The 20,028-nt window shown below is 58.0% G+C and carries 20 protein-coding genes and 2 pseudogenes; 4 read left to right on the top strand and 18 right to left on the bottom strand.

The genetic code is table 11. The features are described 5' to 3' along the window. Positions 1–94: 94 nt before the first annotated feature. Positions 95–1,297 carry a hypothetical protein gene (locus tag AC1MDT_RS28455; protein ID WP_480419988.1) on the top strand — a complete coding sequence of 401 codons (1,203 nt, stop codon included), beginning with the start codon at positions 95–97 and terminating at the stop codon, positions 1,295–1,297. A gap of 3 nt (positions 1,298–1,300) precedes the next feature. Here the strand turns inward: AC1MDT_RS28455 and AC1MDT_RS28450 are convergent, their stop codons facing one another. The 8 genes and pseudogenes from AC1MDT_RS28450 to gltS form a co-directional block, all read right to left on the bottom strand. After that, the gene (locus tag AC1MDT_RS28450; protein WP_480419987.1) at positions 1,301–2,281 is read right to left on the bottom strand and encodes a phage baseplate assembly protein V; all 981 of its coding nucleotides are present in this window, start codon (positions 2,279–2,281) and stop codon (positions 1,301–1,303) included. Next, the gene (locus tag AC1MDT_RS28445; protein ID WP_480419986.1) at positions 2,254–2,958 is read right to left on the bottom strand and encodes a hypothetical protein; all 705 of its coding nucleotides are present in this window, start codon (positions 2,956–2,958) and stop codon (positions 2,254–2,256) included. The genes AC1MDT_RS28450 and AC1MDT_RS28445 overlap by 28 nt, the downstream gene beginning before the upstream one ends. After that, positions 2,955–3,500 (bottom strand): baseplate complex protein, encoded by a 546-nt coding sequence (locus tag AC1MDT_RS28440; RefSeq protein ID WP_480419985.1) that lies wholly within the window; start codon positions 3,498–3,500, stop codon positions 2,955–2,957. The genes AC1MDT_RS28445 and AC1MDT_RS28440 overlap by 4 nt, the downstream gene beginning before the upstream one ends. Further along, positions 3,497–3,841, bottom strand: a pseudogene (locus tag AC1MDT_RS28435) (hypothetical protein); the annotation flags it as partial. The pseudogene AC1MDT_RS28435 and the gene AC1MDT_RS28440, both read right to left, overlap by 4 nt. 257 nt (positions 3,842–4,098) lie before the next feature. After that, the gene (locus AC1MDT_RS28430) at positions 4,099–4,431 is read right to left on the bottom strand and encodes a type II toxin-antitoxin system HicB family antitoxin (RefSeq protein WP_480419984.1); all 333 of its coding nucleotides are present in this window, start codon (positions 4,429–4,431) and stop codon (positions 4,099–4,101) included. Beyond that, positions 4,428–4,682, bottom strand: coding sequence for a type II toxin-antitoxin system HicA family toxin (locus AC1MDT_RS28425; RefSeq protein WP_480419983.1), 255 nt, complete (start codon positions 4,680–4,682; stop codon positions 4,428–4,430). The genes AC1MDT_RS28430 and AC1MDT_RS28425 overlap by 4 nt, the downstream gene beginning before the upstream one ends. 426 nt (positions 4,683–5,108) lie before the next feature. Beyond that, positions 5,109–5,501 carry a RidA family protein gene (locus AC1MDT_RS28420; RefSeq protein ID WP_480419982.1) on the bottom strand — a complete coding sequence of 131 codons (393 nt, stop codon included), beginning with the start codon at positions 5,499–5,501 and terminating at the stop codon, positions 5,109–5,111. A gap of 90 nt (positions 5,502–5,591) precedes the next feature. Next, positions 5,592–6,794, bottom strand: a complete 1,203-nt coding sequence (gene gltS / locus AC1MDT_RS28415; protein ID WP_480422880.1) for a sodium/glutamate symporter — start codon at positions 6,792–6,794, stop codon at positions 5,592–5,594. Positions 6,795–7,301: 507 nt separating this feature from the next. Between gltS and AC1MDT_RS28410 the strand changes: the two genes are divergently transcribed. After that, complete coding sequence (locus AC1MDT_RS28410; protein WP_480419981.1) at positions 7,302–7,565, top strand: short-chain dehydrogenase; 264 nt, start codon at positions 7,302–7,304, stop codon at positions 7,563–7,565. A 403-nt stretch (positions 7,566–7,968) separates the two neighbouring features. On the opposite strand, the gene tam is transcribed toward AC1MDT_RS28410, so the two are convergent. Then, positions 7,969–8,739, bottom strand: coding sequence for a trans-aconitate 2-methyltransferase (tam, locus tag AC1MDT_RS28405; protein ID WP_480419980.1), 771 nt, complete (start codon positions 8,737–8,739; stop codon positions 7,969–7,971). 311 nt (positions 8,740–9,050) lie between these two features. On the opposite strand from tam, the pseudogene AC1MDT_RS28400 reads away from it, so the two are divergent. Beyond that, a pseudogene (locus tag AC1MDT_RS28400) lies at positions 9,051–9,284 on the top strand (low affinity iron permease family protein); the annotation flags it as partial. A gap of 63 nt (positions 9,285–9,347) precedes the next feature. On the opposite strand, the gene AC1MDT_RS28395 reads toward AC1MDT_RS28400, so the two are convergent. The 9 genes from AC1MDT_RS28395 to yiaY all read right to left on the bottom strand — a co-directional run bounded on the left by AC1MDT_RS28395 (position 9,348) and on the right by yiaY (position 18,671). Then, positions 9,348–9,851 (bottom strand): DUF4142 domain-containing protein, encoded by a 504-nt coding sequence (locus tag AC1MDT_RS28395; protein ID WP_480419979.1) that lies wholly within the window; start codon positions 9,849–9,851, stop codon positions 9,348–9,350. A gap of 75 nt (positions 9,852–9,926) precedes the next feature. After that, positions 9,927–10,085, bottom strand: coding sequence for a KGG domain-containing protein (locus AC1MDT_RS28390; RefSeq protein ID WP_480419978.1), 159 nt, complete (start codon positions 10,083–10,085; stop codon positions 9,927–9,929). A gap of 116 nt (positions 10,086–10,201) precedes the next feature. Next, positions 10,202–11,548 (bottom strand): sensor domain-containing protein, encoded by a 1,347-nt coding sequence (locus AC1MDT_RS28385; protein WP_480419977.1) that lies wholly within the window; start codon positions 11,546–11,548, stop codon positions 10,202–10,204. A gap of 85 nt (positions 11,549–11,633) precedes the next feature. Further along, positions 11,634–12,272, bottom strand: a complete 639-nt coding sequence (locus tag AC1MDT_RS28380; protein ID WP_480419976.1) for a LysE family translocator — start codon at positions 12,270–12,272, stop codon at positions 11,634–11,636. 399 nt (positions 12,273–12,671) lie between these two features. Then, a complete protein-coding gene (locus AC1MDT_RS28375; RefSeq protein ID WP_480419975.1) occupies positions 12,672–14,003 on the bottom strand; it encodes an MFS transporter in 1,332 nt (443 codons plus the stop codon). Between the two features lie 187 nt (positions 14,004–14,190). Beyond that, positions 14,191–15,117, bottom strand: a complete 927-nt coding sequence (locus AC1MDT_RS28370) for a hydroxymethylglutaryl-CoA lyase (RefSeq protein WP_480419974.1) — start codon at positions 15,115–15,117, stop codon at positions 14,191–14,193. Next, the gene (locus AC1MDT_RS28365; RefSeq protein WP_480419973.1) at positions 15,114–16,307 is read right to left on the bottom strand and encodes a CaiB/BaiF CoA transferase family protein; all 1,194 of its coding nucleotides are present in this window, start codon (positions 16,305–16,307) and stop codon (positions 15,114–15,116) included. The genes AC1MDT_RS28370 and AC1MDT_RS28365 overlap by 4 nt, the downstream gene beginning before the upstream one ends. Positions 16,308–16,543: 236 nt before the next feature. Further along, complete coding sequence (locus AC1MDT_RS28360; protein WP_480419972.1) at positions 16,544–17,452, bottom strand: LysR family transcriptional regulator; 909 nt, start codon at positions 17,450–17,452, stop codon at positions 16,544–16,546. A 70-nt stretch (positions 17,453–17,522) separates the two neighbouring features. Next, positions 17,523–18,671, bottom strand: a complete 1,149-nt coding sequence (gene yiaY / locus AC1MDT_RS28355; RefSeq protein WP_480419971.1) for an L-threonine dehydrogenase — start codon at positions 18,669–18,671, stop codon at positions 17,523–17,525. A 141-nt stretch (positions 18,672–18,812) separates the two neighbouring features. On the opposite strand from yiaY, the gene AC1MDT_RS28350 reads away from it, so the two are divergent. After that, positions 18,813–19,832 carry a DUF4917 family protein gene (locus tag AC1MDT_RS28350; RefSeq protein ID WP_480419970.1) on the top strand — a complete coding sequence of 340 codons (1,020 nt, stop codon included), beginning with the start codon at positions 18,813–18,815 and terminating at the stop codon, positions 19,830–19,832. Positions 19,833–20,028: the final 196 nt, after the last annotated feature.

The following is a 20,028-nucleotide window of genomic DNA, read 5'->3' as shown; positions in this document are numbered from 1 at the left end:
CACACTGCTCAGATCCACGCGGCAGATGCACGACTGGAAAATAGATGGGGTGCTACGATCACCCCTGCGTTCATTTATTAACAGGGAAAAGATCATGCAGGGACTTTTTTTGGGGGCAGGTGCTTCTTACGAACTTGGAATGCCTTTAGTAGTGGAGCTAACGGAAAACGTTAAGGCGGACCATACTCCGGACTTGGTAAGAAAAATTGCTAGTAACTATCGGTGGTCTGAAGAATCGACTGATTTCTTTTTAAGATTACTAGATGATAAAGACTTGCACTATGAGGCAGTTATCGGTGCTATCGAGGTCATGGCACATCGCCATGGGCCATCCACAGAAAATTACGAAAATATCCGTATCCATTTAGTGGACATGGTGTCCCGATACTTAATTGCCGAACACTCAGCCAGGAAGGAACTAACTATTTTAGGCCTGAGCTATCTGGAAGGACTTCGCAAGTATTTTAAGAGTGGCGAACCACTAAGAATATTTAGTCTAAATCATGACGTAATGGTTGAAGAGATTTGCTCATTTATGGCAGAGCCTTTGAAGGCCGGATTCTATAAGAACTCCGAATATTCTAAGACAGCTTTTAACGGCGCCTCGCTTGAATTTGAATTTGAAGTACTTACAAGCGAGCAGATGAGCAAGGGGGATTTAGATTTTTTTGCACCAGGTGAACGAGGAGTGAACCTGTATAAATTACATGGAGGGCTAGACACTTTCCTGTTCAATTCCTGTAAAGATTACATCCGATTCAGCTCACCCGGGAGTTTACCAGGGGACCATATCCAGCGGATAATTGATGTCCATAACGCGTACTACAAGGTCGAGAAAGAGGACAGCATAAGATCAATTCAAGCACTCACCCTGAAAGATTCTGATCAAGAAGCACAGTTCTTCGATCGCAGCTTGATTACCGGAGCGTTCAAGTTTCAGAAAGGGAGGAGTAGCCATAGTCAGGGGCTGACGGTAATGTTTGATAAATTCAAGTCAGACATTTATCACGTAAAACACCTCACATGTATCGGGTATGGCTTCGGCGACTTACACATCAATGAAATCATGGTTACGTGGTTATGTTCAGCAACTGAAAACACACTTACAATAGTCGACCCTTTCATCGAGAAAACTCCATCATTTCTGCTACATCTATCTCCACAAATTGAAATCATTAAAAAATCTCTATTCGAACACGTGGCAGCCCCCAACATTAAAGATGATAAGAAATTTAAGCTTTACATGCTTAGACAGATGAGAGAATACCAGCGCCTAAAAAGGCTAAATAAAATCTAGTGTTTATCCTTTTATTATTGGTTTTAGTTGAGCTTTTAGCAGGCTAGCCGCTGCGAATTTTTCGTTAAACAGTGCCACATCACTTGGCCCGGGAGTGGGACCAGGTGTATGCACATGACCAGCTAACTGATTGCTCATCTGGCTTACCAGCTCAATGAGGTCGTAAAGCACTTGCAATACGTTGACGCTATCCGACCCTAACCAAGCTTTTGGCGCTTGCAGCTGCTGGCTGACGCCGGCCACGCTTTTGCGCAAGCCCTGAATTTTCTCCTGCATGTCGCCACCCACAGTGGCGTTGTGCTTTTGCCCCACTACCAGGTTCAGGTCGCGGCCGGTGGCCTGGTGCAGATCATCCACCGCCGCCAGGCTCGCGGAACCGCCCGACATCAGCTTGAGCGCGCCCAGCGCCTCGATGGTCTTGACTCCCCCCACCGTCTCGGTCGAATGATCATCCACCGCCTGAGTGTGGCTCTGGAATTGTTCGCGGTTCTCCAGCGCTTCAACCTCGCGTTCGATCGCCTTGTCCTGAATCTTGCCATCGGTCTGGCGTAACCAATTGCCATCGGCGTCCACGCGCTGTTGGGCGGCTTCGCTGTGCTGCCACACCTGATCGCCTTTCGGCACCCGGGGCATGCTCAGGCCATGCGGCAAAATAGTCTGGATGTAGGGCTTGTTCGGCAGGCCGTAAGCGAAGCACACCACCACCTGGGTTCCTTCCTCCGGAAAGGCATACATGCCCATTTCTTCGCCACCGGTGGGCAGCGGCAAGGGCACACCGGCAAGCAACGGCAACTGCGGATCGACTTCACCATCCGGACCGAGCAGTTCAATGTCCACGGCATAACGCGGCCGGAAGTCGTCGCAGATCCCGGCGCCGGCTGGGGCATCGGCCACGGCGATAACTCGGGCAAAGCGCGGCAGGTGGTAACCACCAGTCAGTTCAGGGAATTGGCGCTCTACAGCGCGGCGGATTGCGTCTTCCATCGGATGGCCATCTGGTCGTTGGCAAGGGCCACACTGGTGATGCGCTCGCCGTGGTTGATTGTTGCACCTGGTCGCAACCCGGGAAGGGCCGCGACCATCGCGCTTTGGTTGCCCTGGTAGCCGTCGAACAGCTCCGTGGGGATTTGCAGCGGTGACCGGGCGCCGAAAAAGCTGTCAGCCCAACTGCCGGCAAACACTTCGCCGTTGCCCAGCTGGTGCCAAGTGAAGTCGGGAATGTTGAAAACCCGGGCCAGACTATCCATCGCCTGGTAACCGGCGGCCAGGCTGTAAAAGAACGGTGCTTTGACGTTGGCGTAGGGCCGATCGGGAACGCGGAAACGCAAACCGGTCTGTTCGCTGACCTGGGCCAGCACAGCCTGCAGATCGACGTGACGCAGGTTCAGCGGCAACGGATTGGCCAGCACGGCGGCCAGCTCGCGGCAGAACAGCACCTGCTCGATGCTGTTGGCCGGGGTGCAGCGTTCGACGTAGCCGATAAAGTGCCGTTGCAGCGTGCGGTCGTTGTAGCCGATATCCAGTGTCACCAATCCTTTGACCGACTCTGCGGACTTGATCGTAAACGTCGCCCGCCCCGGGCTGGTGGCGTCCAGTCGAACATCCTCTTTCACCAGGGCGAAAGGCGTGCCGTTGATGGCCAGGACTTTGTGCAGCTTCACTTCGGCTCACTCCCGCCCAGCCATTTATCGACACGGCCCAGCACTTTTTCGAAGCCACTCAACGCCGGGTTGTCCATGGTCGAGTCCTTGCCATCGCCACCCACAGCACTCCCCGGCCCGCCTTGGGCATTCACTGCATTGCTGGCGCGTCGGCCTTCGACCTTCTCAGGGTTAGACTGGCGTTCGCTCAGTGTGAACTGCACCAACCAAGCGCGCAGGGAATCGTCCTCGCGGGCGCTGATCCCGTCCGAGAACTCGACCTGGCGTATACCGAAGGCCTCGGCCGTGTCGTTTACAACGCGGTACAGGTGCAACTGGCCACCGCTGCCCGTGGACTCGGCCAGGCGCATCAGATCGGTCATGTGCGAGTTATCCACAAAGGGAATCAGCAGCGAAACGGTCAGGGTCTTGGGTTTGAAGCCCTTGTGCGCCTTGTCGGTATTGCTGGTCTGGCCCGACATGTCGCCGCTTTCAATCCGCAGGTTCGCGGTCACCTTGAGGTTCTTGCCCTGCACCTTGTGGCCATCGAGTAACAGCGTCATAGGCCGACCAGCTCCTGGACAAAACTCAACGCCTCTTTCGAGCCCACCAGCATGACGCCGGCACACAGCACCCATTCGTGCCCCGGGGAGTCACCGGCGAGCAATTCGCGGCGCAGTTCGCTGGTGTTCCCCGGACCAATCAGGCGCGCGCGCATGCTGCTGTCTTCAGCGCCGCCGGCGAGCAAGGCTTTTAGCTCGTCCAACTGCTGGTCACGGGCTTGCTGCTGGGCCGCTTTACGGGGGGCCAGCGCCGCCAGGTCGCCCAGTGGTGAACTGTCGGCCGCGTAACTTTCCAGCACCGCCAGTTGGCCGGCCATGGATTGCTTCGCGGCTTTGACCACCTGCGCAACCGGCATGGCGCGAAGCTGGCCGCCCACACATCGCCAACATGCGGAAGATACTGTCCGGCTCGATGAACGCTAGAGACTTGGCTACACAGATGATGGAAGCCAAGGGATGGCAGGCACGCCCTGCCTAGCGAGGCGTGTCTTCACCGCGTGCGATATTGAAGTAAAGGCAAGCTTGCGGGGAACAGGGTGGTGACTTCTGCGATATACCCGTGTGGCGAATCGGATAACCAGCGCCACCGGCGAGTGGGTCAGGCGTGCGCCTCACGATCAAGAACGTCGGCTACCCACTGGTTGATGCTCTTGTGAGCGAGCTGTGCTTTTACGGCGACTGTTGCATGGAGCGCTGGTGCGAGGCGCAGGCTGAGATTTCCAGAATAGGGCTTCTGCGGTGCACGACCCAATTTGGCGCACGTCTCCAGATAATCAATAACCGCCTCTTCAAACGCAGCTCGGAGCTCGCTGACAGATTCTCCGTGAAACCCGACGACATCCTTGATACCCGCGATGTGGCCGACAAACAGACCGTCTTCATCGCTGTAGTCAATTCGGGCGGCGTAGCCTTGATAATTCATGACGTTCACGGGGTAACTCCTGCTTGTTCAAGGAAAGCCCTTGCATCACGCACCTGGTAGGGCTTTGCTTCTTTGTCTGGGTGAGGCCGGTGGAATGTTGCGACCACACCGTTCAGTTCGAAACGAACACGCGATCCGTTGCCTTCGATGGTCTTGGCACCCGCCGCGCCAAGCAGTGACTCGATACGAGCCCACTCCAGCGTAGAAGGCGTCGGCCTAGAGAAGATAGCTGTGAGCGTGCTGAGCTGCTTATTGTTCATGGTATTACACCGCGATACCAAAAAAAAGGTTTGTAATCTGCGCTGGACGTTGTCGATGCATGAGCGGCACCGATCAATAGCGTCAAAATGCAGCTCTTCTAAATTAGGAAAGCGGCGTTTTTCGTATCTGAGATTCAGTGGTCGTGTTGAACGGCCATGAAAAATATCGGGGGGTGACTATTGCTAGACAGTCATGGCGCGAACGCATCCGTAACGGTTCTGCGAAGCCGGCAATTTTTCGGACGTCAATCGCTCATCACCAATCGTCCACTCCGTTCTGCGGAGCACTATTTCCTATCTACCCAGCTGTGGATAGCGGGTGACTCCTGCTCAGCTTGTAGGCAAAATCCGAGAGTTGCGTATGAAAGCGCGTTCAACAAACCTGTTTTTCAGCTCAAGATTTCATTCCCGCGCCCTTAAAAGCACTCATCGCCGCACTGCGATGCACTTGATCTCTACAAGCAGGCCTGGCTTGGCAAGTTCACTGACGCCTATGCATGTCCATGCACAGGTGCCCCTTGGAAAGACTTTATCCTTCACGCTTCTGAATAGTGGCATGTGGCGTTGCAAATCGATGTGATAAGTCGTCATTTCGACGACATCCTCAAATTCACAGCCTCCAGCGGCCAGGACGAGCCGGAGATTTTCCCATGCGGCAAAAAACTGCTGCTCCGGGTCTTCAATAACTGCAAGCTCAGGCGTACGACCTACCTGGCCTGCGCAATACAGCGTTGCGCCCACCTTCACAGCTGGGGCGTAGCCGGCCCGCTCGGAAAGTAATCTCATGTGATCTGGAACGATGATGTGACGATCGCTCATGGTTGTGGATGCCCAAAGAATAGTTGGATGGTGAACCTACCCCAGGTGCCAGAGATCCGTCCAGCCGACGATGGGCACTGGCCCGCACCCTTACCCATAAATGGGCAGTAGCAGGAACAACTTGATGATGACCGCATTCACGATATCGATGAAAAACGCGCCCACCATCGGCACGATCAGGAAGGCAAGATGGGAGGGGCCGAACTGCGCCGTGATGGCTTGCATATTGGCAATCGCCGTTGGCGTGGCCCCGAGGCCAAAACCGCAGTGCCCGGCTGCCAGAACCGCCGCATCGTAGTTGCTCCCCATGACCCGGAAGGTGATGAAGATGGCATAGCCTGCCATCGCCAGCGCCTGCACAACGAGGATAGTGAGAAGCGGCAGCGCAAGTGAAGCCAAATCCCCCAAACGCAAGCTCATCAGCGCGATGGCCAGAAAGAGCCCAAGGCTTACATTTCCAAGCAGCGATACTTCGCGCTCGAAGACCGGGTACCAGCCAGGCAAGGCAAGGGCATTGCGCAGAATGACGCCGACGAACAGTACGCAGACGAACGCCGGCAACTCAAATGCGGTGTTGGCCAACCACGAGGCAAGCGCCGAACCGACGGCGAGACAAACGGCAATCAGCGCCACGGTTTCAATGAAGGCGTCCGCCGTGATCGGGCGAACTGCTTTGGGTTCTTCGAAAGCAGTTACGCTTTCCGGGCTGGAGTGCGACTTGGGGGTAAGGCCGTTTCGTACGATCAGAAAGCGCGCGACTGGCCCGCCGATCAATCCCCCAAGTATCAGACCGAAGGTGGCACAGGCAATCGCAATCTCCGTTGCAGAGGCTAACCCATGACGCTCCGAAAATACGGCAGCCCAGGCAGCGCCGGTGCCATGGCCACCCGAAAGAGTTACCGACGCACCCAGCAGGCCAAGAGTAGGCTCCTGCCCCAACACCCAGGCCAGGACAATGCCGAGCGTATCCTGCAGGACGAGCAAGCCAATCACTGCAGCGAGAAAGAAAAACAATTTGCGTCCGCCGGCTTTCAGCCCAGCCAGATCGGCATTTAAACCAATGGTGGCGAAGAATGTGAGCATCAGCGGCGCTTGAAGCGTCGTATCAAAACGCACGTCAATGTTAAAGGCACGGCTCAATGCAAAAACCAGCAGAGCCACCAATAGCCCGCCAACAACGGGCTCGGGGATGCTGTAGGTACGCAACAGGCGCGCTCGGGCAAGGATCAGTCTTCCAAGCAGAAGCACAAGGGACGCGGCCATCAGCGTTTCCAGCGTGTCGAGGCGCATGATATTCCCTTCCTTTAAGGATCGATCAGTTAGCCCCACACAGTGGGATTGCCATGACGTTGCTCCGAAGCGGGGAATTGTAAGATGGAGTGACGCAATAGCGCGGCGCGTGCAGCAACAGCTGCTAATTGCGCTACAGAGTGATTCTGGACGCCGGCAGCTTTTTTGCCACTATTTGAGTGAAAATCCAAAAAGGCAGCGTCCTACACGACTCTGGGAATTGTCCGTACACTTGCGCATTGCTGTGTTTTTACCATGAAGTCTATAGTCGACCCGCGCCCAAAATGGCGCATCGGGTTTGGCGACTCGATGCCATGGTACAGAAGCCTCCGAGGATTTCTCGGAGCGCTTTTGAACGCAGTTGGCTGCCTCTTTTTTGGTGGCTGTGCGTGGGAGACCTTAGGGTCTGCCGGTTTTACCATGGCCCGGTTCGCCAACCCGCGTACAGCTACCACCCTATTGTTTGGCGACGATTGAGTGGTAGGTCTTCCTCCTACATGGTGATCACTCATGAATGAATACATGGCTTTAACCAGCAACGCCGACGACCTCCCCTCCCTATATGTAAACACCACCCAACCGCTGCATTCACTGCTCAGCACCGCCCGTTACAGAATTGGCGCAGTGACGCAGATCCTTGAAAACCTCGCCATGCGCGGCGACCTCACAACTGACTCGGTAATCCTCAGCGACTTCGCATTGCTCTGCTGCATTCCCTTGCGCGACGGTTGCGATGTGCTGGACGTCATTGCTCGACGTATGGATGCGCAATAGTTCTGACGTGATAGGGGGCACCTTTCAAGGCGCCCTTTGCGTTTCTCGGGCTCCGATCAAGCATCGCGTCAAAGAACGTTCCGAGTAACATATGCCAATCCGGGAAGCAGCTCGTAGCAGCTGGCCAGCATTCAACGCTGAGCGTTTTTTGCCGCCCCACATATAGTTTGCGTATAGATCCCCGCGAGCCAGTAAAGAAGCCGTAGCACTGCATTGAGCCCCACAACAGATACCTTACTCTGCCCTCTCACCTTTCACTTAGAGGTCAGCATGGACCATTCAGAGTTCGGGATCATGATCATTTCAATGATTGGATTGTTCGGCTTTGCTTCATTCATTTTTGAATACTTGAGTGCCAGGAAAAGGGGCAGATAACGTTAGCGTTAGCCGCCCCTTTTTTGCACTATCGAGTCGCGACGATGAACAATCGCGGGAACGGCAGCAGTACCGAGCCATCGCTTAGTGCCGGATAAGCCTGCTCGATCGCGGCGTGATATTGCTTGAGGTATTGCGCCTTTTCCGCCTCATCCAGCGGTTCGAGAAACGGCCGCAACCCGCTGCCCTTGAACCACTCAACTACGCCCGACGCACCGCCCGCCAGAGGATGATGGTAAGTGGTGCGCCAGACATCGACTCGTGCACAGTGCGGTCGCAGCATCGAGTAGTAAGCGCTGGCACTGGCCATTTCCGTCCGCTGCCCGGCGGCGTTCGCCAACTTGCCGGCCCATGGGCCATCAGCGGCCACTTCGCGCATCAGGCGATGGGACGGCTCGTTGAGGTTGTCAGGCATTTGAATCGCCAGGCTGCCGCCCTTGGTCAGTCTGGCGGCCAGCGAAGGCAGTAACGTCGCGTGATCGGGAAGCCACTGTAATACCGCGTTGGCGAATATCACGTCGAACGGGCCGTTGTCGTCCCAGGTTCCGATATCAACAGTGTCGAACTGCACATGCGGCAAGCGCTTGCGGGCGGCGTCAATCATATCGCTTGAACTGTCCACGCCACGCACGGTGGCGTGAGTGAAGCGCTCTACCAGCAATTCGGTCGAGTTGCCGGGGCCGCAACCGATGTCGACGGCGGAGAGCGCCTCCACGGGCGGGATCGCCGCGAGCAGGTCCCGAGCCGGACGGGTGCGTTCATCTTCAAAAGCGACGTATTGCTTGGCGGACCAGCTCATTGCGTTCTCCTGTCGGTGCGTTGTCGTGGGCGGGGCAAACAACCGGTTCGCTACGATACCTCGACGAGTGCGCTCTGCCCTACCCGACCTAAGTAAACAATTCCACGCACCGCCGGCTCCTGTAGCAGCAGCCGAACGCAGGCTTCGCCAGCTGCTACAAGCGTTGTGTTGCACGCGAAATACGAAAATGTCATCAGAATTTTCATCCCGCCGGCGCTGTCACAAAATCAGGCGCACCCCATAAGGAACACGGCAATGAAGTTCGCAAAAGTCTCTCAAACACTCGCCTGTGAGCCGGCAATCCCCGGACGTTCCTGATTCAGAACACGCAGAACCGCGACACGAACATTTTGCATTTGAAAATCGATGAGTTGATACGGGCGACGAAGGAAGCGCAGAACGCGATGCTGGGACTGGAAGCGCTGGACCTGAAACAGTTGGAAGCACTGCGCAAGCAGTACCGCTCCATGGGTGAAAGCGAAACTATTGCGCTGGAAGGAGTAGCCACTAAGAACAAGAGCAAACCAGACTGGAATCAGTGCTAAACCAACGATAAACGGCGCGAAACCGAGGTTGCGCGCCGTTTTTTTTTGTCACGCGCGCCCAGATTAGCGACTCGCTTGCAACGCCTTGGCCATTTGCAGATGGTTTTGCAATTTAGGCAACGTTTCTTCAGCGAAGGCTTTAATTTCCGGCACGTCGGTGGTCTGAGCTACCTGCTGCAGTTGCTCGATGGCTTCCTGGGTGCTTTTCACCTGACTGGCGACGTAGGCCTGGTCGAAGCTCGCGTCGTCCATCACTTGCGGCATCAGGGCTTTGGCCTTGTCGGCCACTTCTTCGCGTGGCGCCACCGGCAAATTAAGTTGCTTGGCGATTTTTGCCAGATGCTGATTGGCGGTGGTGCGGTCATTAATGACGATGATGGTGTAGTCCTTGACCTCTTTGGATTCGGTTTTCTGATGCGCCAGGCGACTGGCCTCAATGTCGGCCATCCCTTTGGCCGAGGCATCGTTGATGAATTCGGCGGGCGACTGGGCAAAGGCACTGCTGGCGCACAGGCCCAGTAACGCAGCAAAACCGGCATTGCGTATTCGGGTGGCCATCCGGCTCATGGTCGCGCCCTCCTCAACATAAAATTAAAACGGGAGCTTTCGCCCCCGCCTTTCAATCAAAACTACCTTCACCCACTATTTGGATTTCGGACCACCTTTGCGACCCATTTCTGGTTTCGCAGGGTCTTTATCGACAGTCGTGGTGGTAGTTTTCCCACCTTTGCGACCGGCTTCAGATGCCTTCGTTCGATCGTTGGCGAAGTTTCCCGAGTTCGAGTTTCTTGAATTAGGCATGATTCTCTACCTCTTGGTGATGATCGCGGCGAGCGGGAGCCCGCATTGAATCTGAATTTCGATCCCCAAAAAGGTTTAGAAAACCTGGCAGCGCCGCGACGAACGGCGGCGAATGTTCAGACGAGTCGCAGGTGATGCTCGCGCTTGGCGCTGTACATGGCTTCATCGGCATATCGGAGCAACTGCTTTTCTTCCGTGCCGTGGTCGGGGTATCGCGCCACACCAATGCTCGTCTGGATGCTCAGGCTGTGCCCGTCCAGACGCAGCGGCTGAGCCAGCACCTGACGGATTTTTCCCGCGACGCTGTCGGCGTCTTCCGAGGCGTGGATGCTGTGTAACAACACCACAAACTCATCACCGCCAATGCGCGCCACCGTGTCGGATTCCCGCACGCACCCCTTGAGCCGATTGGCGACCGCTTGCAGCAACATGTCACCGACTGCATGGCCATGGGTGTCGTTGACTTGTTTAAAACGGTCGAGGTCGACGTACAGCAAGGCCATTCGACCGCACTCCTGACGCGCCACCGCCAGCGAAGCTTTGAGACGGTCGCGGAGCAATTCGCGGTTGGGGAGCTGGGTGAGTTGGTCGTACTGGGCCATCTGCTCCAGCCGGGCATGCAATTGTTTGCGCTCGATCGCAGTGGCGACCTGGGCGCAAACGTACTGCAACAGTTCCTTATCCTGCTCGGTGTAGCGCTCGCCGCCCGGGACGCTTTTGACGATCAGCGCGCCGATGGTGCCGTTTTGCGAGTTCAGTGGCACCCCCAGCCAGCAAGGTGAGTGCTGTTCAGCCACCAACCCCTCGAATCCTGCGAGTGGAACGTCCTGATCCGGGGTCAGCAAAATCGGCAGGCCGGTGCGAATGACCTCGGTGCAGAGCCTCCCGATGACCGTTCCGGGGTGCTCGGGTTGCTGCTCGTGTTCGTCAACGTGATAGGGGAAATTCAGTTGCGCACAGTGTTCGTCGTACAGCGCGACGGAAAAATTCAGCGCCGGCAACCATTCGCCGATGATCAGGTGGATGCGTTTGAACAGCGCCAGCAAATCCTCCGCCGCGTGGGCCGCTTCGGAGATCGCATACAACGCCGCTTGTCGGGACTCGGCCTGCTTGCGCTCGGTGATGTCGCGCGCCACGGCGATGCGTAACTGGTCGACTTCTGACCAGCGCGCCGACCAAAGGATGTGTACCACTCGGCCATCCTTGCGCAAATAACGGTTTTCAAAGTTGAGCTTGGGCTCGCCGCCCATGATGTCCTGTGCGGCATCAAGGGTGCGTTGACGGTCGACCGGATGCACCAGATCGATCATTGTCTGTCCGATCAGCTCGTCCGGGGTGTAGCCGAAAATACGCTCGCAGGCCGCACTGACAAATACGAAGCGACCTTGCTTATCGACCGCGCAGACGGCGTCCAGCAACAGATCGAGATAGCTCGCCAACGGCGCGGAATTTCCAGTTGCCATGGTGCAGAGGGTGTGTCCGGACAATGCAGCAAAAAGAAACCATCCTTGCCCCATGAGCAAAACTGGCGCATCCAGGCGACCAGCATCAAGCCTTGTTCGTCACCAATCCCGGCAACGCATGCGCCAGCGCATTGATGGCAAAACCGATAAACATCACCCCGCACAGCCGGGTGATCAACAACTCATGCCGTTGATACAACGTGCGTACCTGCTGCGCACCGACAATGCCAATGAGGATAGCGTAGGCCATGAGACCGCCGACGAAGCTCAGGACGATCAGCCACGGCAACATCGACCAATGGAGCAACTCTGCGCGACTGGAGAGCAGCGCGGTGAACGTTGCGACCGCAACCGGGTACGCTTTCGGATTGGTCAGGCCAAACAGAATGCCGTGCCAGAACGGTTGCCGCGCCGGGCCTTGAGGCGCTTCGGCGCTGTTGCGACGGGCACGAACCGCGCGCAGGCCCAGCCAGAACAAATACAGCCCGCTGAGCACACCCAGCACATCGAACGCCGTGCTGCCGATTTCCCTCGCCCCCACGATCGCAACGAGCGCCGTGCTGCACCAGACCACGTCCCCGAGCAAATGCCCACAAAGAAATCCCGCCCCCGCCCGTCGACCACGGGCCGCGCCGATGCCGAATACCGCCAGCACACCCGGTCCTGGCGTGATGCCATAGATAAAACCGGAAGCGAGGACGGCCATTAGCAGCGATGGGGTCATTGGAAATCCTTTTGAACTAACTGGTGAATGGACGCAAGTCTATCTCAGGACTTTGCGCATCGACTTACTGATTGTCGAAGAACTTTAAGACGGGCTCAATCCGGTTATCAGGGCTCGTTCGATTTCGGCTGTGCCGCTTCCACGCAATTCCAGCGGGCCAGGTCAGTGGACAGGTCGAGGATGTCGTCACTGGCGTTTATTGGCAAACGCCGTGATGGAGGTGGGATGGAGGGGGGGGTTGCCGGGCGGACAGAGATCTAAACCGGAAAATATTCATTGAATGTTAGTCAGTCATCGCGAGCAAGCTCGCTCCCACATTAGATCGCGTTTGACTGGACAACCCGATCAACTGTGGGAGCGAGCTTGCTCGCGATGGCGTCAGATTGAGCGATAGAAATCTCAGTATTTGTCCAAAGTTCGCAGCTTCTGCGGCAACCCCCACATCAGTAGCGCAACAGCGATCAACGCGGCGACGCCGATGACGTACAGGGCGGGGGTCGTGCTGCCGGTCAGGTCCTTGATCCGCCCGACCATGACCGGGCTGACAATACCGCCGAACTGGCCAAGGGTGTTGATCACCGCGATCCCGCCAGCGGCTCCTGCGCCGGCACCGGCCAGCAGTTTTGGCGGCAGGGTCCAGAAGCTCGGGATGGAGGCGATGATCCCTGCGCCGAGCAAGCCAAGTGCGACGATCAGGAAGGTCGTGTGGTTGGCGAAGATTCCTGCACAGAAGAAGCCCACCGCTCCCACCGCGACCAGTCCGGCGACAAACTTGCGGCGCTCGCCGGTCGAGTCGGACAACCGTCCGATCACCACCATGCTGATCGCGCCACAGATGTACGGGATCGCCGTCAACAAACCGATCATGACCGGGCTCTCGGTGCCGGCGCTACGGATCAGTTGCGGGGCCCAGAAATTCAAGCCGTAGGACGCCACCTGAATCAGGAAGTAGATCAGCCCCAGCGTCAGGAAACCCGGAATTCGCAGCGCGGCGAGCAACGAACCGCCGCTCTTGTGCGGTTCATGGTGCGCAATGCGACTGGCCAGCAGCGTTTTCTCGGACGGCGTCAGCCAATGAGCGTCTTCGATGCGATCCTTGAGCAGCGTTAGCACCAGCAAACCGAGGCCGATGCACGGCACGCCGCCGAGCAGAAACAGCCAGTGCCAACCGCGCATGTCCAGGAAGCCATCGAGGTGTTGCAGCACCAGTCCGGAGAACGGTGCGCCCACCAGACCGGCAAACGCCGACGACAGGAACAACATCGAGGTGATACGTCCGCGATAGTGCTGCGGGAACCACAGCGTCAAGTAATACAGCACGCCCGGCGCAAACCCGGCCTCCATGGCGCCAATCACAAAGCGCAATCCATAGAACTGCCATTCGCTGTTGACGAAGACCATCGCCGCCGTTGCAAGCCCCCAGGACATCATGATCCGGGCGATCCAGCGCCGTGCGCCGACCTTGTAGAGCATCATGTTGCTCGGCACTTCGAACAACACATAACCGACCACAAACAGCCCGGCGCCGAGGCCGTACGCCGTGTCGCTCAGGCTCAGGTCCGTCTGCAACTGGAACTTGGCGAAGCTGATGTTGATGCGGTCAAAAAACGCGAACAGATAGCAGACCATGATCAACGGCATCAGACGCCAGGCGACCTTGGTGACCAGGGCTTTTTCTTCGTCGTGGCTAACGGACGGGCTTGCACCCGCCTCCAGTACATTAAGGCTCATGGTGTTTCTCCAGGCGGACTTCCCGTAGGTGTCCGATTGTTTTTGTTGTCTGGTTGAGTGGGTCCGCATGAATGCTTTTACTGTGGGAGCGAGCTTGCTCGCGATGGCGGAGAATCAGTCGACATCTATGCTGGATGTGACTCAGTCATCGCGAGCAAGCTCGCTCCCACAGGGATTTTTGGTGGGTTCAGGACGGGGTTGGGTGCACATCGCAATTGCGTCCGGACTTGGCCAACTGACCGGGCACGTCATGGCCGAGCAGCGCTGGCAATCCTCGGGACAACTTCAGCAACAGCGGCAAATCGATGCCGGTGTGAATGCCGATTTCATCGCACAGGTTCACCAGGTCTTCGGTGCAGATATTGCCCGAGGCACCCGGTGCAAACGGGCATCCACCCAGCCCGCCGAGGGCCGCGTCGAAACGTCGGGCACCGGCCTCGTAAGCCGCGAGCACGTTGCACAAACCGAGGCCGCGGGTGTTGTGGAAATGCAGGGTCAGATCCGCCGGCGAAACGCGCTGCAAGACCCGACGCACCAGCCGATCAACCTGGCGTGGATTGGCCATGCCGGTGGTATCGGCCAAGGTAATGCCCTGGATCCCGAGCTCCTGATAAGCCTCGACGATTTGCAGAACGCGATCCTCATCGATCGTGCCTTCGAACGGGCAGCCGAACGTGGTGGCGATGCTGCCGTTGAGGCGCACCTGGGTGCCGCCCACGTACTGCACGACCTCGCCGAACGCGGCCAACGAGTCCTCGCAACGCATGCGCATGTTCGCCAGGTTGTGGGTCTGGCTGGCAGACATCACCAGGTTCAGCTCGTCAGCCCCCGTCGCCAGCGCCCGTTGTGCGCCCTTGAGGTTGGGGATCAATGCCACGTAAATCACACTGGGTTGCCGGGTGATGCCCTTAAACACCAGCTCACCGTCTCGCAACGCCGGAATGGCTTTGGGCGATACGAACGAACCCGCTTCAATGCGGCTGAAACCGGCCAACGACAACTGATCGATCAAGGCAATCTTGTCGACGGTTTCGACCCAGGTCGGCTCGATCTGTAAGCCGTCGCGGGGAGAGACCTCCTGAACCATCAGGGTCTGGGAAAAATCAGTGATCATTGCACCACTCCTTCAACTTTCAACCGCTCGATGTCCGAGCCCGTAAGGCCCAGCCCGGCGAGAATAGCGTCGGTGTGCTGGCCCAAACCCGGTCCGGACCAGTTCACACCGCCGGGAGTTTCGGAGAGTTTTGGCACGATGCCCGGCATCTTCACCGTGGCGCCGCCCGGCAGGTCGGCGCTGAGCAGCATGTCCCGCGCCTGATAGTGCGGATCGGCAACGATGTCGGCCACTGAATAGATGCGTCCGGCCGGCACTTCGGCGGCTTCCAGGGCCGACAGTACGTGGTCGATCGGCAGGCTGCTGGTCCAGTGAGTGATCGCCGCGTCAAGCACGTTGCTTTTAGCCGCCCGACCGTCGTTATGGGCAAACTCCGGCGCTTGCGCCAGATCAACCCGGCCTATCACGCCCATCAGGCGCTTGTAGATCGGGTCGCTGTTGCCGGCGATCACCACGTAGGCGCCATCGGCGGTCAGGTACGTGTTGGAAGGCGCGATGCCCGGCAAAGCCCCGCCGCTGCGTTCACGAACATGGCCAAGCATGTCGTATTCCGGCACCAGACTTTCCATGACATTGAATACGCTTTCGGCCAGCGACACATCGACCACTTGGCCGCCGCCCTGCCCGGTCTTGACCCGCAGCAATGACATCAAGGCGCCGATCACCGCGTGCAACGAGGCCAGGGAATCACCCAGACTGACGCCGACCCGAGCCGGCGGCGAACCGGGTGTGCCGGTGGTGTAGCGAATCCCGCCCATGGCCTCGCCGATAGCGCCGAAACCCGGCCGATCGCGGTAGGGGCCGGTTTGGCCATAGCCGGAAATCCGTACCAGGGTCAGGTTGGGGTTAAGGGCGTGCAACACGTCCCAGCCCAATCCGAGTTTCTCCAGGGCCCCGGGGCGCAGGTTTTCGATCAACACGTCGGCGCTGGTCGCCAGTTGCTTGACCAGTTCAATGCCTTCGGGGGATTTCAGATTCAGCGCCAGGGACTTCTTGTTTCGCGATTGCAGGTACCACCACAACGAAGTGCCTTCGTGCAGCTTGCGCCATTTGCGCAGAGGGTCGCCCTGCCCCATGGCTTCGATCTTGATCACTTCGGCACCGAACTCGGCGAGCATTCGGGCGGCGAATGGCGCGGCGATCAGCGTGCCGATCTCGATCACCTTGATTGCACTCAGGGGGGCAGTCATCGCGGGGTACCTCTTGTTCTTGGAATATGAGCCAAGGCTAGAGGAGCGAGGGGGCAGGAATCCAACCTTCAGTTGGCAACGGGCGTTCGCGAAACGAGAACGGTCTGGAGGATTGCTGCGACCTCAAGTCAGCCATCGCGAGCAAGCTCGCTCCCACAGGGGATTTGTGAACGCCGCCAATCAACTGTGGGAGCGAGCCTGCTCGCGAAGGGGCCGCCCCATCCAATCGAGAAACATCAGACCTGACCCCGCAACTGCTCAAACAACATCCGGCTCACGGGAGACAACGCCGCCTCATCCCGTACCACGATGATCAACGCCCGATCCGACCAATCGTCGGTCAACGGCACCGAATGCAAACCCAACGCCCGACCAAACAATTCATAAGCCTTCTGCGGCAAAATCCCGATGCCCATGTTGGCCTGAACCATCCGGCACATCGCATCGAACCCCGGCACATGAATCCGCAGGCGCAGCACCTTGCCTGCCTTGCGAGCCGCTGCGTGAGTGCGCATGTTGATCGAGCTCGCGGAATGCAGGCCGACGTAATCGCTGTCCAGCGTATCGGCGAACGCCAGGCTGGAACGACTCGCCAACGGATGATCGGGCAGCATCAACACCACCAGTTTGTCCTGACGGTAAAGCACGCTATGCAAGCCTTTGACGTCGCTGTCACTTGAGCAGATCCCGAGGTCGGCCACACCATCCAGTACCCCCTGAATCACCCCGCTGCTGGGCCGTTCTTCGAGATCGGTCTTGACCTGAGGATGACGCTTGGAGAAGCTCCGCAAGTCTTCGGGCAGAAACTGAATGATCGCCGACAGGTTGGCGAGCATCCGCACATAGCCGCGAATACCATGACTGTGCTCGCCAAGTTCGAGCCCCATTTTTTCGACGTTGAACAGCATCTGCCGAGCGTGGTGCAACAGGGTTTCACCAGCCGGCGTCAGGGTCATGCCTTTGGCCTGACGCACGAACAAACTAATGCCCAGCGCCTCCTCCAACTCCATCAACCGCTTGCTGGCCGCCGACACCGCGATGGCTTCGCGGGTCGCGGCACGCGTCAGGGTGCCCTCTTCATGAACCGCGACGAACAACTGGAGAGTGATCAGATCGAGGCGGCGAATCAGGCTTTTTTGCAGCATCAGGGGCTCGGCGTTATCGACTCGGAGGAAGTCGCAGCATACCGTCCTTTGCGCCGTCGCCATGCCGCTATCAAAACGAGTTACAGAAAATCTCCTCGATCTGACGCTGGTCTGCCGACCGTGGATTGGTCAGGCCACACGCATCTTTCAAGGCGTTGGTGGCGAGGGCCGGGATGTCGTCGAGCTTGACGCCGAGTTCACGCAAACCGGCGGGAATTTCTACATCCCTGGCCAAGGTGCGGATCGCAGCGATGGCCGCCTGTGCGCCTTCTTCCGGGCTGAAACCACGGATGTCTGCGCCCATTGCGTGGGCCACATCGGTCAGGCGATGGGCGCAAACCAGCGCGTTGAAGCTTTGTACATGAGGCAGAAGCACGGCGTTGCAAACACCGTGGGGCAAATCATAGAAACCACCCAATTGGTGGGCCATGGCGTGGACGAACCCCAGGGACGCATTGTTGAAGGCCATGCCGGCGAGGAATTGCGCGTACGCCATGTTTTCCCGTGCGGTCATGTCACTGCCGTCGCCCACGGCCAGGCGCAGGTTGTTGCTGATCAGGGTGATTGCCTTCAGCGCGCAGGCATCGGTGATCGGGTTGGCGGCGGTGGATACGTAGGCTTCGATGGCGTGGGTCAGCGCGTCCATGCCGGTGGCCGCCGTCAGGCCCTTGGGCATGGCCACCATCAGCGCCGGGTCGTTGACCGACAGCAGCGGCGTGACGTTGCGGTCGACGATGGCCATTTTCACGTGGCGCGATTCGTCGGTGATGATGCAAAAGCGGGTCATCTCGCTGGCGGTGCCGGCGGTGGTGTTGATGGCGATCACCGGCAACTGCGGCTTGGTGGATCGATCGACGCCTTCGTAGTCGCGAATCTGCCCGCCGTTGGTCGCGCACAGGGCGATGCCCTTGGCGCAGTCATGGGGCGAACCACCACCCAGGGACACCACGAAATCACAGCGATTTTCCTTGAGCAGGCCCAGGCCACGCTCGACGTTGGCGATGTTCGGGTTGGGCTTGGCTCCGTCGAAGATCACCGCGTCGATGTCCTGTTTCGCCAGCTTCTCGGCAATCATCTTCGCCACCCCAGCTTTGGCCAGCCCGACGTCAGTGACGATCAACGCCTTGCGAAAACCGTACTTGCCGATGGCGTCCATGGCTGCGTCAAGGCAACCGATGCCCATGATGTTCACGGCGGGGATAAAAAATGTGCTGCTCATATGCGAATCTCCTGACGGGGTCGAATCAGCGGGTGCCCGTAGGATCGACCCATCAGTCGTGCGGTTTCTTGATCTGGCTCAAGTCCCGGTCGTGATAAAGTCGCCGCCCATCAGACTTTTTGCTTTGAGACGAAGACCGCAATGACCGATTTCCAGGATGTTGACGCCCAACTTGAAGACTGGAACGCCTTGCGCACCACCGCCTCGTTCAGCGGCCTGCTGCTGGGTAACGGCGCCAGCCGCGCGGTATGGGACGATTTCGGCTACGACTCGCTGTTTGAAAACGCCCGCACCGTCGAAGAAAAACCCCTGAGCCAGTCCGAGCTGAGTGTGTTCGACGCCCTGCAGACGCGCAGCTTCGAGCAAGTGCTCAGCGCGCTGAAAACCACCAGCCGGGTCAACAAGTCCCTGGCCGTCAGCTCCGCCGCACCGCGCAATCGCTACTACGCGATCAAGGAAGCACTGATCAACACCGTCCACGCGGTGCACATCCCGTGGCGGCTGGTCGTGCCTTCGACACTGGCGACGATCAATCAGGAACTGCGCAATTATCGGACGGTATTTACCACCAACTATGACTTGCTCAGTTACTGGGCGATTCAGCACCAGCCTGATGCCATCAGCGATCTGTTCCAGGGTGCCGAGCCGGGTTTCGACCTGAGCGCCACGGCAACCGATAAAACCCGCGTGTTGTACCTGCATGGCGGCCTGCACCTGGTGCGTAATCAGGACGGCACGGCGCGCAAACTCATGTCGACCGAGGGCACCCTGCTGGGAAGTTTTGCGATCAACAACACGATCAAGACCCTCGATGACGTGCCGCTGTTTGTGAACGAAGGGCCGGCGCAGGACAAACTCAAGACCATTCGCAGCTCGGATTACTTGTCGTTTTGCTACGACCAGTTACTCGGTCATGGCGAGGGGTTGTGTCTGTTTGGTCAGGCGCTGGGTGAGCAGGACAGCCACATTATTCATGCGCTGCGCCAGGCGAAACCGACCGTGCTGGCGATCTCTATTTATCCGCGCAGCAAGGCGTTCATCCAGCACCAGAAGCGGCATTACGCGAAGGTGTTTGAGGGGACTGGCTGTGAATTGCGCTTTTTTGATTCGAAGACCCATGCACTGGGTAGCCCGAAGCTGACGGTGCCCGTCGAAGTTTAGCGGCAATGCGGTAGACGCCCGCTCCCACACTGGATCTGCGGACGCGCACAAATCCCTGTAGGAGCGAGCTTGCTCGCGAGGGTGCGTCAGCAACATTGACGTCGACTGACACACCCTCGCGAGCAAGCTCGCTCCTACAGGGGTATGCCCTCTAATGTGGGAGCGAGCCTGCTCGCGATAGCGGTACCACAGGAGA

This window comes from Pseudomonas sp. ASL7, from assembly GCF_056680375.1.
This window is presented reverse-complemented; position numbering and strand designations above follow the sequence as displayed.